The 15,189-nt window shown below is 35.7% G+C and carries 11 protein-coding genes; all 11 read right to left on the bottom strand.

Going from position 1 to position 15,189, the window contains the following annotated elements; genetic code table 11:
- Positions 1-40 precede the first annotated feature (40 nt).
- Positions 41-826 (bottom strand): formate channel, encoded by a 786-nt coding sequence (locus tag Y7E_RS0115710; protein ID WP_017152223.1) that lies wholly within the window; start codon positions 824-826, stop codon positions 41-43.
- A 251-nt stretch (positions 827-1,077) separates the two neighbouring features.
- On the bottom strand, positions 1,078-2,094 hold the full coding sequence (gene moaA / locus Y7E_RS0115715; RefSeq protein ID WP_017152224.1) for a GTP 3',8-cyclase MoaA: 1,017 nt from the start codon (positions 2,092-2,094) through the stop codon (positions 1,078-1,080).
- A gap of 66 nt (positions 2,095-2,160) precedes the next feature.
- Complete coding sequence (gene fdhD, locus Y7E_RS0115720) at positions 2,161-2,958, bottom strand: formate dehydrogenase accessory sulfurtransferase FdhD (RefSeq protein WP_017152225.1); 798 nt, start codon at positions 2,956-2,958, stop codon at positions 2,161-2,163.
- A 16-nt stretch (positions 2,959-2,974) separates the two neighbouring features.
- Positions 2,975-3,319 carry a Na-translocating system protein MpsC family protein gene (locus tag Y7E_RS0115725; protein WP_017152226.1) on the bottom strand — a complete coding sequence of 115 codons (345 nt, stop codon included), beginning with the start codon at positions 3,317-3,319 and terminating at the stop codon, positions 2,975-2,977.
- A gap of 179 nt (positions 3,320-3,498) precedes the next feature.
- A complete protein-coding gene (locus tag Y7E_RS0115730; RefSeq protein ID WP_017152227.1) occupies positions 3,499-3,981 on the bottom strand; it encodes a helical membrane plugin domain-containing protein in 483 nt (160 codons plus the stop codon).
- A gap of 15 nt (positions 3,982-3,996) precedes the next feature.
- A complete protein-coding gene (gene fdhF, locus Y7E_RS0115735) occupies positions 3,997-6,936 on the bottom strand; it encodes a formate dehydrogenase subunit alpha (RefSeq protein ID WP_017152228.1) in 2,940 nt (979 codons plus the stop codon).
- A gap of 537 nt (positions 6,937-7,473) precedes the next feature.
- Positions 7,474-9,618, bottom strand: coding sequence for a DNA topoisomerase III (topB, locus tag Y7E_RS0115740; protein ID WP_017152229.1), 2,145 nt, complete (start codon positions 9,616-9,618; stop codon positions 7,474-7,476).
- 614 nt (positions 9,619-10,232) lie between these two features.
- Positions 10,233-11,066 (bottom strand): YitT family protein, encoded by an 834-nt coding sequence (locus tag Y7E_RS0115745; protein WP_017152230.1) that lies wholly within the window; start codon positions 11,064-11,066, stop codon positions 10,233-10,235.
- Between the two features lie 58 nt (positions 11,067-11,124).
- The gene (locus Y7E_RS0115750) at positions 11,125-12,021 is read right to left on the bottom strand and encodes a LysR family transcriptional regulator (protein WP_017152231.1); all 897 of its coding nucleotides are present in this window, start codon (positions 12,019-12,021) and stop codon (positions 11,125-11,127) included.
- A gap of 593 nt (positions 12,022-12,614) precedes the next feature.
- Positions 12,615-13,523, bottom strand: a complete 909-nt coding sequence (locus Y7E_RS0115755) for a patatin-like phospholipase family protein (RefSeq protein ID WP_017152232.1) — start codon at positions 13,521-13,523, stop codon at positions 12,615-12,617.
- A 599-nt stretch (positions 13,524-14,122) separates the two neighbouring features.
- The gene (locus Y7E_RS0115760; protein ID WP_017152233.1) at positions 14,123-15,160 is read right to left on the bottom strand and encodes a SpoIID/LytB domain-containing protein; all 1,038 of its coding nucleotides are present in this window, start codon (positions 15,158-15,160) and stop codon (positions 14,123-14,125) included.
- Between the last annotated feature and the right edge of the window lie 29 nt (positions 15,161-15,189).

The raw sequence follows: 15,189 nt of genomic DNA on the forward strand, positions 1-15,189 counted from the left end.
TCAATTAATTAAAAAATCTGCTGCATATATGGTTATTTTTTTAGAAATCTTTCTCTATATGACTTTGTTTCTGATAACAAGAGAAGTAAGCAAATCCAACAAATCCAGCTCCACCAATTACATTTCCGATAAAAACCGGAACAAAATTCTCGACAAGATCCATCCATGAAAGGTAACCCGCAAAAATAACTGCTGAGATTACAAACATATTTGCTACGACTTGCTGAAATCCAATCACGACAAATGCCATAATAGGAATCCAAATCCCGATAATTTTCCCAACAAAATCGTTAGTTCCATAAGCTAACCAAATCGCAAGGCAAACGAGCCAGTTACAACCAATTGCTGAAATTAATGTTTTCCCAAACGATTCATGTAATTTCTCTTGGGCTATTGCCACTGTTTTATTTAAATATGCACCCTCCGTCAACCCGCCAAGGTGACCGAAACAATAAGCTACGAAAAGTGTACCAACAAAGTTAGTTAAAGTTATCCAAATCCAATTATTTAACACACTTTTCAATGAGATTTTTCGCGCATACAGGGCCATGGACACTGACATCATGTTTCCCGTAATTAACTCTCCGCCTGCCAAGACAACAAGCATAAGCCCTATAGGAAAAACTGCTCCTCCCAAAAAATTCACTAGACTTCCCCAATGCTCCGGTAAATTACCTAAAACTCGAATATTAAGTAAAAACCCTAACGAGATGAATGCTCCTCCTAAAAAACCGAGGATAAGCATGGCGGATAACGATTGCCTTACCTTTTGAACACCGGCTTCAATCACAAGCTCAGCGATTTTTTCCGGTTTATGAAATGCCATAACCAATTCCTCCATTTTTTTAAAATAAAAAAGCAGCTTCAATAGACCCTTAACATCGTAAGGATTTTTGAATGCTGCTTAATCTCTCTGCATTTCTCTTACAGAGATATCAATCATCACTTTTACTATAAAATAGAAAATCTGCAAAACTTGCACGCTTTCCACTTCGCGACATTTGCTATAATAAGAAGATCTATTAATAGCCTTCTTTCATAGTGTTTTGAATGTCACCCTAACATATCCTTTATTTCTCAACCACCAATATGCGACATTTCAATTTTTGGCAATGTTTTTTTATTTGTATTGCTTAGCCGTTCATCTGAATAGCGATCTGAACGATTATTCCAAATGTCACGAATAACATCGATAATCTCCTCATCGGTATACCCAGAACGAAGCAATTCTCTAAGATCATTTCCTTTAGAAGCAAACAAACAAGTATATAATTTTCCTTCTGCGGAAATACGAGCTCTTGTACATGATGAACAAAAAGAATCTGTTACAGATGAAATAATTCCTATTTCCTCATCACTACCGATATAACGATAGCGAGTAGCAACTTCGCCAGGATAGTTTGCTTCAATTCGTTCCAGCGGCATAACTTTATTAATCATCTCTAATATCTCTTGTTTAGAGACTACCTCGTCTAATTCCCAGCCGTTAAAATTCCCGACATCCATATATTCAATAAACCGAAGAATATGCTTATTCTCTTTAAAGTATTGCGCCATCTGAACGATGTCTTGTTCATTTTTTCCTTTTTGGACAACCATGTTCATTTTAATTTTCATCCCGACTTCCGCTGCAGCCTGTATTCCTCCAAGAACCGTTTTTACTTTACTTCTATTACCATTTAAATAAGTAAAACGCTCTTCTTCCAAAGAATCCAAACTAACTGTCACACGTGATAAACCCGCCTTATATAAATCAGGAGCAAACTTCTTAAGTAAAGATCCATTTGTAGTTAAACCAATATCCTCTACTCCATCAATTTTGTTAAGTCGCTCAATTAGTTCAGGAAGGTTTTTCCGAAGTAAAGGCTCTCCCCCAGTAATACGCACCTTTCTTACACCTAAAGAAACGAAAATACGTGTTACCCTTTCAATTTCATCAAAAGATAAAATTTTATCATTAGACAAAAAAGAATAATCAGGACCAAATATTTCTTCCGGCATACAATATCGACAGCGAAAATTACAGCGATCGGTAACAGAAATACGTAAATCCCTTAAAGGACGGTGCAATTTGTCTAATGTGACAGATTTCATGTTTATTGCCTCACTTTTGCATATTTTATGATTTCGTACAAGTTTTATTTGCTAACCACTTTGCATTTACTTAATATTTACAACCCGCTCTGGATGAGTATATACATTTAAAGATTGATTACGAATAAAGCCTATTGTAGTAATCCCTAATTGTTCTGCTAGCTCCAGTGCTAACTCAGTTGGAGCAGATTTTGACAATATTATTTCGCAGCCAATTTTCGCAACTTTCAATAGAATTTCAGAAGATATACGGCCACTAAAAACAATAATTTTATCACTAATAGAAATGTTGTTTTTTAAACAATAGCCGTAAATTTTGTCTAAAGCATTATGTCTTCCTATATCCATTCGGCTTAAAATGATTCCATTCACATCGCATAAGGCGGCATTATGAACCCCGCCTGTATGCTGAAAAGTAGCCGCAGATTGCTGCATATCATTCATTAATCGAAAACAATCCTGGGCAGAGATCTTTACGTGAACATCATCTATCTTCTTCGCAGTCAGTGCATCATTTACGAAAACAAATCCTTGTCTACTCATTCCACAACATGAAGTAATATAACGCTTATTTTGGATGTCACGATAATAAGGATTGATCTTTGTCGTTGTTACGTGTACATATCCTTCTTTATCCTGTACCCATATTTCATCAATGTCTTCATACTTTCGGATAACACCTTCAGATGCTAAAAAGCCTATTACCATATCTTCAATATACTCTGGAGTACTAACCATTGTAACAAATTCCTGTCCGTTAATTTTAACCGTAACTGGAAACTCTGTTACAATGCTGTCCTCTATATGCTTAAATTCCCCTTGTTCATACCGGAAAATTTCCCGTTCCATCTGTATCGATTTCACGATCAGTATCCTTCCCTCACGTTATATTTTTATCAAAGACAAACACTGAAACTGCAATATCTTCATCCACTTTCATATCCGAAAACAGATGAACTAATTTGGCTCCAACAAGTTCCTCCAAATGCTCACGAGAATTGACAGCATAGACCTCCTGAATCATTTTCGTTCTAGCCATATGAACCATTTCCGCACCATCCAAAGTTCCCGAAATGAATTTCTCAGTAGGTGTCAAATTTCCATAAAGTGTGGCAATAGCCATATTCTCAGCAAATACAGTATGAATTCGTTCCGGTCCTTTTCCGAACAAATCTTTTCGAAGCTTTCGTATCATATCATTAAACTCATGTACCATTTTTGACATACTCACATTCCTCCCCGATTCATCAATAATACTTTTCCAGTACTACTTCATCATAAATATTTTAACAAAATGACCTTTTCGTCTGAATTATTCACTCAAATAATTAAACAAAAAGGCTCATTTTTTAGAATTATTTCAAACATACATAAAACCTATGAAATAATATTATTGTTGCTTACCTATTCGTCTTTTAACCCCTTACCCATACCTTTTAAGAAATGAAGACCGAATCCGATAGTACGGTTAATGTCTGGATCCTTAAGTACTTTCATAAGGTCCAGTATTCCTACTTTTTTATTACTTTGCAGGTGCTTGCTTCCTTCATCCATACCTATCAATACACTACTTACAAGTTTTTTAGTAAGTTCCGGATCAAGTTCTGTTAAAGCTCCTGCAGCGCCCATCATATTGTTAATCAAATTCGTGACTGGTTCACGAGTGACTTGTCCTAGAATAATTTTTGCGATTTGCTCTTTCGCTTGAAGCATAGAACTTGCAGCTTCCAGCATCCCAATGTCATTCAGTTCACCTACAATATTAAACATTTGATTTAAAGCTTCTTCATTATTTGCTAGAAGTACTTTTAAATCTTCTAACTTTTGTTGTCGTTGTTCTTCCTCAGTTGGCTCATCCTTTCGGATAGCTTTAATAGGTGCTGCCATATTCTTTTCTCCTCCCTAGTTATCCGTTAAGTGCACGTATCCTGGACGAGCCCACTTGCGATTTACCTCAATCCCATTTTGAGGATGACGCTTTTTGTTACGTGGATTCGTTTTTGGCATCGGATTTTCCCCTTCTACTTGTAACACTTCCATACGAACTTTCGTTTGTTTATATGCAGGTGTATTGGTACGTTGATCGACCGCAGGACCCGTTAAGAAATTAATTGCCGATTCGTTGTCTGTCGAGTTCATCGGTAAATAAAGCTCATTTTCTTTTACACGATCCGTTACAAGTGCACGTAATTTAAGTGCTCCAAAAGGAGAAACCAATCGCACTAACGAACCAGTTTTAACTCCACGTTCTTGTGCAAGTTTTGGAGAAACTTCAACGAAAACACCAGGTACTTTAGCTTGAATACCATTTGATTTATTTGTCATGTTACCTTCATGGAAATGTTCCAGCATACGACCATTATTAATATGAAGATCGTATTCCTCTGGGAATTCAGCTGGATGTACCCAGTCAGCTATAGCGAAACGAGCTTTTTTGTCTGGGAAGTTAAATCCATCTAGGAAAAGGAGTGGCGTATTCGTTCCTTCAAAGCTTCCCCAATGGAAACTATTCCAGCCTTCAAGCACTTCATAGTTTGCTTGTGCAAAAAGTGGCGATAAACTTGCCATTTCAGCGAAGATTTCACTTGGATGACTATAGTTCCAATTTGCGCCTAATTTATTTGCAATCGCTTGTACGATCCACCAGTCTGGTTTCGCATCTTCCAGCGTAGGAAGTACTTGATATAATCTTTGTACACGACGCTCTGTATTTGTAAAAGTCCCTTCTTTTTCAAGAGATGGAGTTGCAGGTAACACTACATCGGCATATTGAGCAGTTTTAGAAAGGAAAACATCCTGAACGACAAAGAAATCAAGGCTTGATAGAACTTCATGTACATGATTTGCGTTAGAGTCTACAAGGGCCATATCCTCTCCGACAAGATACATGGCTTTCATTTTCCCTTCTTCAATTGCGTGAAGCATTTGAATGTTATTCAGACCTGGCTTGTTATCAATTTTCACCCCGTAAGCTTTTTCAAATTTTTCACGGGCTACATCATCAGTAATGTGCTGATATCCTGGAAGCCATCCTGGGAGAGTTCCCATATCACAAGCACCTTGTACGTTGTTATGGCCACGAAGTGGATATGCACCAGCACCTGGGCGACGATAATTTCCTGTTGCAAGAAGTAAGTTTGAAATCGCAGCGGAAGTATCTGATCCACCAGTATTTTGAGTTACACCCATACCCCAAAGAATACAAGTACCATCTGCATCTCGAATCATTTCTGCCATTTGAATGAGCACTTCTTTTGAAATGCCTGTAATCTTTTCTGCATATTCAAGTGTATATTCTGCAAGACTATCTTTGAAATCTTCAAAGAAGTTTACATTCTCGTCGATGAACTGTTGATCATGCCAGCCTTGATCAATCATATATTTGGTAACAGCCATTAACCATACTTGGTCTGTTCCTTGCTTTGGACTGATAAAGACATCTGAACGCTCTGCCATTTCGGTTTTTCGCAGATCCGCAACAATTAGTTTTTGACCGTGAAGTTTATGCGCACGTTTCACGCGAGTAGCTAAAACCGGGTGGCCTTCTGTTGGATTTGAGCCAACGATAATAACAAGACCTGCTTGTGCAATATCTTTAATCGTTCCTGCATCTCCGCCCATACCAATTGTACGGAACAATCCATCTGTTGCTGGCGATTGACAATAACGAGAGCAGTTATCAATGTTGTTCGTTTCGAATACTTGTCGAGCTAATTTTTGAATAACATAGTTGTCTTCATTCGTAATTTTAGAAGAAGAAATAAAACCTACAGAACCGTTACCGTACTCTTGTTTAATAGTGCCTAATTTATTGGCAACTAAATCCAGTGCTTCTTCCCAAGTTGATTCAACAAATGTTCCATTTTTACGAATTAAAGGCTTAGTAAGACGTTCTTCAGAATTTACGAAATCCCAACCAAATTTTCCTTTAACGCAAGTAGAAATTGCGTTAACCGGTGCATCAGAAGTTGGTTGGACTTTCAAAATTTTACGACCCTTCGTCCACACTTCAAATGAGCACCCTACACCACAGAACGTACATACTGTTTTCGTTTTCTTCGTACGAGTTTCACGCATCGCAGCTTCTACTTCTGAAACTGCGAAAATACCGCTGTATCCAGGTTCAACTTCTTTTATAAGATCAACCATAGGCTCAAGAATGTCCGGCTTCAGCCCAGTCATAAATCCAGCTTCTCCAAGCATCGATTTCTCCATCAAAGCATTACAAGGACAAATGGTTACACATTGACCACAGCTTACACATGAAGAATCGTTAATAGCCGCTCCGTCATCCCAAATAACACGAGGACGCTCTGCCTCCCAATCAATAGATAAAGTTTCATTTACTTGCAAGTTTTGACAAACTTCTACACATTGACCACACGCAATACATTGATTAGGATCATAGCGATAAAATGGATGAGACATGTCAACTTCACTTACATCTACTTTTGGCGTGTAAGGATATTTTTGATGCTCAATTTCCATTAATTCTGCCGTATTATGCAATTTGCAGTTCCCATTATTGTTGTCACAGACCGTACAATAAAGTAAATGGTTTTCCAATAAGCGGTCCATCGCCTCCGTTTGTGCTGCCTTGGCACTAATAGAGGACAACTCAATATTCATACCGTTCTTTGCTACTGCCGAGCAGGATCGCACAAGTTTTCCATCAACTTCTACAATACAAGTATCACACGTTTGAATAGGATCCACTTCAGGCACGTAACAGATTTGTGGATGTTCTATCCCGTTTTGATTAATGATGCCCAAGATAGTTGAACCCGGCTCAGCTGTATACCTTTTTCCGTCGATTGTAATATGAACCATGCTGTCGTTCATGGTCTTTCCTCCCTTTTTTGAGAATAAAAAAACTCCACCACGAAAATATACGTACCGAATTAATAGGTACGATATCATCATGGTGGAGTAGTTCATTAGCACATCTTGCTAAAATACCAATCCATTTATTCATAAATAAAATGATAGATTCATAACAGGTCATATCACGATTCCATCTTTAACACTATAATTATAGCGTTTAATCAATAAATACACAATATAAAATTCGTAAAAAATCACAACACTCCATGCTCTGACTTTTTTAGATATATTCGTTTAATCACTAAGCCATGCATTAACAATGCATAATTGCGCCGCACGTCGCTGAGCTTTCGGTGAATTAACTTTTCAGTCTCTAACTATCATTAATTCTTCAAAACCTCTTAAAATCCTTTCTCACTTTGCAATTATAAAATAAAAAAGCATGACATTTTATCGTCATGCTTCACCTCATTGTTTTCAATGAATAATCTTTTTTAGTCCTAACTTATTAAGAACCTTTTACCCAGTAAAGGACTTTTTTATTTGTTGACACTCTCACTTCTCAAATACAAAATTAATTTTATTCTCTTTCCACTCTAGCTTCGCATCAAACGTTTTATCATTCTTCTTAAACCCTTTAATTAAATCTGTCAGTTCGTCTTTTAAGAGCTTATTCATATTCTTTTGCGAAATCGTTTTTCCTAGTATCTTTTTAGAAATAGTAAAGTCACACTGCGTTGTATTATAATTCGAACAACCGTAAAAAGTAGATTTGTCAATCACATCACCATCACACTTTTTACATTTCCCTACTTTTTTACCTGTTGTAAATTTCGAGCCTTTACGTTCAATCGATTCAACATGTAATCCGGTAAAATCCCATTTCTCAGACATTTCAACCGCATCTTCAATAATCTTCGCTGATAATTTTTTCGTTTGTTCCATAAAAGTTGCTGGTGAAGCTGTCCCTTCCCCAATTTCTGCAAGACGCTGCTCCCACTTTGCTGTCATTTCTGGAGAGGCTAAAATTTTATCCCCAATTGCGGTAATTAATACTTTCCCTTTATCGGTTGCATACACTTGGTTTTTCTTCACATCAATATACTTACGGTCTTTCAACATTGTAATGATGCCTGCACGAGTCGCTTCAGTCCCTAAACCTTCTGTCTTTTTTAAGACCTTCTCAAGCTCTTCATTATCTAAATACTTCCCAGCTGTCTTCATTAGCGTAATAAGTTGTCCTTCTGTATAACGCTTTGGCGGCTGCGTTTTTCCTTCTTTCACTTTCACCTTTACAACTTTTCCTTGTTCACCTTCTGCTACGATTGGAAGAATGGTTTCATCGTCCTTATCATCTTGGAAAATAACTTTGCGCCATCCTTCTTGAATTTGCTGCTTCCCTTTTGAAATAAATTCCGCACGTCCATCAACAAGTGTTGTAATTGTTGTATAGTCAAAAATCGCAACTTCATAATGAGCCGCAATTAATCTTCTAACAATCATATCGTAAATTTTCTTTTCATCCCCAGATAGTTTACCTGGATTTGTAACCTGTTCCGTTGGAATGATAGCGTAGTGATCCGTAACCTTTTTCTCATTTACATACCGCTTATTATTCATAATAGATTCAATCGGTGCTGGTAACAATTCTTTATAATCATCAAATTGGCTTAATTTTTGTAAGATGTCAGGAAACGTTGCTGCTTCCCCTTTTGTTACATAGTTAGAATCCGAACGTGGGTAAGAAACAATCCCTTTTTGATATAACGCTTGTGTAATATCAAGAGTCTTTTTCGGCGAAAACTTAAATGCTTTGTTTGCAGTTGCTTGCAGTGATGATAAGTTAAATAAAAACGGTGGTTGAAACTCTTTCCGCTCCGTTTTCATTTCTTTTACTTCAGCCGGTTTATTTTGGCAAAATGCTGCAATTTTATTTGCCATATCAGGATCTTTTAAGCGGGACTCATTATCTTTCTCCCACTTTCCTTCATATTTCTTTCCTTCTATATTAAAAGTTGCAAACACTTCCCAAAATGGTTCTGATTTAAAGTTTTCAATTTCCTTTTCACGTTTTACGATTAAAGCTAGTGTCGGCGTTTGTACACGTCCAGCCGAAAACACATCATTCATTCCTTTTTTCTTTAACAAGATACTAAAGACACGTGATGCATTCATTCCAACGACCCAGTCAGCACAAGACCGTGTATATGCTTCATAATATGTATTGATTGTATCTGATTCATCGAGTAAATTTTTGAATCCTTGGTAAATAGCTTGTTTCGTTAAGGAGGAAATCCACAGACGTTTCATCGGTTTTTGCACGTTACAAAGATTAATGATATTTCGTACAATTAATTCCCCTTCACGCCCCGCATCGCCTGCATGAATAATTTCCGTCACTTGCGGATTGTGTAACAACTGTTTCACAACATTAAATTGCTTATACTTCGATTTGGTGACTTCAAATTGAAAACGCTCCGGAATCATTGGTAATGTATCTAATGACCATTTTTTCCACTCAGTGTGATAATGTTCCGGATTACATAACTGCGTCAAATGACCAATTGCCCATGTACAGTAAGCTCCATTTGGAAATAACTCATTTGCTTCCACTTCTAAATAGCCGTCTTTTCGGCGATATTTAAATTGAGAAACAAGGGCCAAACCTTGATCTGGTTTCTCGGCAATAATTAATTTCATTTTATAACTCCCTATCTAAATTCCAATACTACTTTATTTTATCTCTTTTTTATAAGTGATGAAAAATATCTATCATTTTTATCATTCACAATTCGTCTTATATTTTTTAGACCTATAATATTATACGCTTAATCTTCACACCTTCACAATAGGGTTAATTATATACGTCTTGTGAACGATAAAAATTTCACTATACTCTTTTCTTTACATTTAACAATTTTTCAATATCTTGAATCCCTCTTTTTCATAAGCAAATACAATAAAGTGAAACTTTAATCAGTGGGGTTTTCCTTCATCTCCCACTGATTATTAACCCTCATAAATCAGGCTTTTACGGGCAGCCCGTCCCCCACCTAACTACTTTTCTTTCGCTGAATTTTGAGGTGGGAGTCTTACTACCCGCGAATAGCGGGATAAAGAAGAAATTATTAATACATTAATCATCCCAAACATCAGAAAACGTATTCGATACACAGACAGAATCACATCACCTTCTACTTCTTCCTTTCATCCTGATATAATCAATATCCTTAATTATTAAACTCTTCTACTAGTAAATCTTTTTACCAACTTAAACAAAAAAGCTGGTCCTCAAAATTTGAAGACCAGCCTTTTTAACTCGCTTTAAAGCCACCACCTAATACATCACGTACATCGTGAATGACAACAAATGCATTTTCATCTTTTTGACTCACGACTTTCTTTAATTGCACGAGTTCTTGTTTATTAATGACAATATATAATACTTCTTTGTTATTTCCTGTGTAACCGCCCTTCCCCTCTAATACTGTTACACCGCGTGTCATATTCTTCATAATAGATTCTCTGATCATGTCTGGATAGCTTGAAATAATTGTTACAGCAGTCTTTGTATTCAATCCTTCTACAATAAAATCAATAACCTTTGCACCTATAAATACCGCTACAAGCGTATACATAGCCTTTTCCTGTCCAATAATAAATACTGAACCTGCAATAACTACGATATCAATAATCAATACGCCTTTTCCAACGCTCCAGCCTAAATATTGGTTTGCTAATTGAGCTATGATCGCAGACCCACCTGATGTACCACCTGCACGGAACATAAACCCTAAACCAACACCAACGAAAACACCAGCAAAAAGAGCCGCTAATAATGTATCATGATTTACCGGAGTCGCAATATCTTCTGTGATATATAAAAAGAAAGATGAAGAGACAATACCAAGTATTGTATACACCATTGTTTTTTTATCAAAAAACTTATACCCAATTGCAAGTAATACTGCATTTATTAAAAGGTTTACAGTACCTGGTGACCATTCAAACAAGTAATATGTAATAACTGTAAGTCCAATAATGCCACCTTCAGATAATCGATTTGGAATAGCAAAAAAGTTAATTCCAATCGCAAACAACAATGATCCAATTACGACAAGTGCTATTTCTTTTACTCGTGCGTTCATTACTTTTCCCCCTATCTACCCCAATACATATTTTTTATCCTAATTTCATCTCAGAGAATCAAGCGAATTCTTTCCATTTTTCTGCATGTTTCTCTATCATTTCAATTAATTTCTTCATTGCAGGAGTTAACCATTTACTTTTATGGTATGCCAATTCAGTTGTAACGAAATCTTCACTATACGTCCATGGCAGTACACTTAGCTTTCCTTGCTCGACTTCTTCTTTAACCGTTATAAACGGTAAATAAGATATTCCTAGCCCACACATAACGGTTTGCTTAATCGCCTCAATACTCCAAAAATGAATATGGGAACAATTAATTCCATCTTCTTTAATCCGTCTTTCTAGCAAATCTCGATAACTCCCTGGCTCTGTGAGCAACAACATTTCTCCTTCTAAATCAGCAGGACTAACGCTCACTTTTTTTGTTAACGGATGTTTCGGCGGAGCAATAAGCACAATCTTCTCTTGAACAAGAGAATGAGTAACGATGTCTGCCCCCAGTTGTTCCGGATGTGTAAATAAAGCAAAATCAAATTTCCCTGATTTTAATTCATTATGCAACTCTTGACTCTCTGATGGTTGTAAAATGATATGGACTTGTGGATACTTCCTTTTAAATTCATATAAAACAGCAGGTAATCGATAAATCATTAAAGACTCATTCGCTCCAATGCGTATTGTTCCTGACGATTTGCCGTTCATTTGAGATGATTCCAATGCTTCGTTTGATAATTCCAATATTTTATGTGCATAAGAAAGCATATGCTCTCCTACCTCAGTTAAAATTACTCTTTTGCCAAGACGATCAAATAATGGACTCCCAATCTCTTCTTCTAATGATCGAATATGATTGGTGATTGTCGATTGCGTATACCCAAGTTGTTCACCGGCCCGTGTAAAGCCACCGCTTTCCGCTACAATAATAAAAGTTTTCAAATGGCGCAGCTCCATACTTACCCCTCCTGTTGTACAATCATATAATTTCTTGATGTTTTTCTTGTTGTATCCATATCTCCATAATAATGAGAAAATGAATATGTAAGTTACATCGTTTTCTTCTTACGCGAAAATACAGTCCATTATCTAACAAGACATCATAAAAGTCATCATTCTCATGCAATTAGTTGGTTTTAGTAACAATTTCATATATTTTCAACTTGAGTGATTCTCTAATAAAATCATTTATTCTCTATCCTAACTACTCATTAAATAGCAGTTCCTGTGCACTCACCTAATCGCTATTATATATTTAGAATACAAATAAATAAAATGAATTATTTTAATAGAAATCATTTATAAAAATGATGGATGAATTCAAATAAAAAACCATCCTTTTGGTACATATTTAAAAATGTAAGAATGGTCTTTGATATATTTTCAAATCAAATATTACCGTCTATTTAAGGGGTATGGACAGAATATGAAAAAAGATTACATCGAATTCTATATTCTAAAATATAATAAATTAACGAATTTCATTGATAAAAAACTCTCTTACACCTTATTCTTGTAAGAGAGTTTTTTATGTTGAAAGTTAGAATTAATTACCTGTATGTCTTCTTATATTCCTCAAAATCCCACTTTTCAAGAAAACTTTTAGCTGCTTGATAACCAAATACATAAAGTTTTTCTCTTTCTTCAAGAGTTAAGCGAAAATTTGTACTTACAATTTTCCCGGTGGAGATTTTGATGGTGCGCGCATTAGCCTCCGGTGTTAGATGACGAAGGTCATGAGCTTGCATCATTGTTTTAAACATGGCCTTATACATAGAGATAGGATTTCCATCCTCAATAGGCTTCCCAATTATTTCATCTTTTACTAAACGAAATCCAAATGTAGGCCATTCTGGATGATCATCAAAAATCCATATTGGAAAATTACTAAGAATTCCACCATCTACGATATAACAAGGGTGTGTTGATTTCGGAATCTTTAATTTTACTGGTTGAAAGAAGAAAGGTATGGTTCCACTCATCCTTACTGCTCGAGCTATCGTGACATCCTTATATGACAGTCCATATTGTGATAAATCGTCAGGTATTACTACCATTTTTCCATTACTGATATCTGAAACAATAATTTTCAATCTCCCATCATTACCTAGGTCATCAAAATAACGGAAGCCTTTTTTTAGCAACAAAGATCCTATCCATTCTTCTTCATGGTCATTTTTATATAAACCATTTTGAAAGCAGATGCTCAACCCTCTTCCAATTAAAGGGACTTTATGCATCCATGTTTTACTGATAAATTTTGTATAATCCAAATTACCAATGATGTCTTTTAATTCTTTTCCTGTATAACCACATGCTAGAAGTGCAGCAACAATGGAGCCAGCAGAGGTTCCTGCTAAACGCGTCCATTCATACCCTTCTTCTTCTAAAGCACAAACGGCACCAACATGTCCAATACCTCTAACTCCTCCACCTTCAAAAACGCCATCTAGTTTCATTCTATGTTAAACTTTCCTTTCAGGTTTCATAGTGTATTCACTTATATAGGATGACGATAAAATAAATGTTTATACATACATTCGAGCATTCTTTATGTACATGTTCTTTACTTCGGATCATTTGCAAGAATCTTTATAGTAATAAAAACAAAAATACATTGCTATATTTCTATTATGAAACTTTCTTATTTGCTTATTCAGAATACATTAGGCTCTTATCAGCTAATGACACATGTTTTACTGTGATAAAAACAATCATATTTCTTGCAAAATTTACGCCACGTCAAAGATACATCCACTTTCTTTTTACTTTAATAGGCGTTTCTTCTACTCGCTACCAGTTATTTGTTTTCTTCAGAGATAACGAACTCGCTTATCTAATTTCAAAACATGTTGATGAACCTCATAATCATTGTATAGGCGATTACTAAAGCGTCACTTCCAATCATTAGATATTTTCTTTATCTTCCACCTTTTTAGGTTAATATTAATCAATATGTCGAGATTGAGAGAGGAATTAAAGTTTTGGAACTAGAATCAAGATTTTATGCTTATCTTCTTATAGAATATATCCTTCAAAATTCCTCTCAAACCCTCAATTATACAAATCGAATTTCTGCTACCGGATAATAGTTTCTAATAATATTCAAATAATCTCTCCCTTGCTCAGCAAGATATTTACTTCCCCATCTGCTAAAATATCCAATTGGACAAGTTCTTATCCCACTACAATATGGGATTAATAACGGTTCAGTACTATAGGGATTTGCAATATATTGGTTATATACCTCATCAACTATACCATCTATTTCTGCAAAAGTATTTTTACCATGATTATAAGATTGATCAAATTGAGCAGAACTACTAATTGTAAATCCTCTTACAAAATAATACCCCCTATATATACGGTTCAATGCAAATGATGTCATACAAATAATATTGGCCCTTAGAGCTTCTTTCGGCCATGTTGGATATATTTCAGAAGCAGCTACATTTTTTATATAATCTTTAAATGACACTCTATATCTCGGAGCTTGTGCATGAGGATCACCATCATGGACTATAATAAACTTCGGTATCTTAACATTTACAATCGAAGGAATACAACTAAAATACTGTGGCTGAAATTGCCGTTCTAGAAATTGTTCAGTTAATTTATGTTCGGGTATATCAATGATTTTTATAGATTGCTGATTTCCTGTCCGGATAATAGGAGCCATTTCAACTTTTTGTCTAGCTGTAGTATCCGCGAAAATTTGTACACCTCGAATTACTTTAACCCCATAATTAGGAGCTTCAATAGTTAGAATATATTCAGAATAAGGTTTTGGTCCTAGAGGATCTGAGGCATACTCTTTAGGGGGCGCTGGTAAAGAAACGACATTCGTTTGACCAATTTCATTCGTTTCAATTGTAGTAATAATATGACCGTTTCCTTCTTGCTTACGAATTGATACTTTAGCTCCCTTAATTGGCTTTTCCGTATTCATTTCATAAACAGATACAATCAGCTTACCTGTCGAAGCACGATAGAAATACTCTGCACCATGAGTATAATATTCTTCATTTAAAAAATTGGGTTTTTGATAAAATGACCTTTTTACTACCTCTTGCTGATACGAATTATATCCAATCATCAATAGAACCCCTCCTTCCTGTACAACTG

Source organism: Bacillus bingmayongensis (assembly GCF_000299035.1).
In the GTDB taxonomy this organism is placed as follows: Bacteria; Bacillota; Bacilli; order Bacillales; family Bacillaceae_G; genus Bacillus_A; species Bacillus_A bingmayongensis.

Coding starts and splice junctions, on each gene's coding strand:
- fdhF (WP_017152228.1), bottom strand. CDS start 6,936: ATGAACGACAGCATGGTTCATATTACAATCGACGGAAAAAGGTATACA.
- Y7E_RS0115730 (WP_017152227.1), bottom strand. CDS start 3,981: ATGGCAGCACCTATTAAAGCTATCCGAAAGGATGAGCCAACTGAGGAA.
- topB (WP_017152229.1), bottom strand. CDS start 9,618: ATGAAATTAATTATTGCCGAGAAACCAGATCAAGGTTTGGCCCTTGTT.
- Y7E_RS0115750 (WP_017152231.1), bottom strand. CDS start 12,021: ATGGAGCTGCGCCATTTGAAAACTTTTATTATTGTAGCGGAAAGCGGT.
- Y7E_RS0115725 (WP_017152226.1), bottom strand. CDS start 3,319: ATGTCAAAAATGGTACATGAGTTTAATGATATGATACGAAAGCTTCGA.
- Y7E_RS0115755 (WP_017152232.1), bottom strand. CDS start 13,523: ATGAAACTAGATGGCGTTTTTGAAGGTGGAGGAGTTAGAGGTATTGGA.
- Y7E_RS0115745 (WP_017152230.1), bottom strand. CDS start 11,066: ATGAACGCACGAGTAAAAGAAATAGCACTTGTCGTAATTGGATCATTG.
- moaA (WP_017152224.1), bottom strand. CDS start 2,094: ATGAAATCTGTCACATTAGACAAATTGCACCGTCCTTTAAGGGATTTA.
- Y7E_RS0115760 (WP_017152233.1), bottom strand. CDS start 15,160: ATGATTGGATATAATTCGTATCAGCAAGAGGTAGTAAAAAGGTCATTT.
- Y7E_RS0115710 (WP_017152223.1), bottom strand. CDS start 826: ATGGCATTTCATAAACCGGAAAAAATCGCTGAGCTTGTGATTGAAGCC.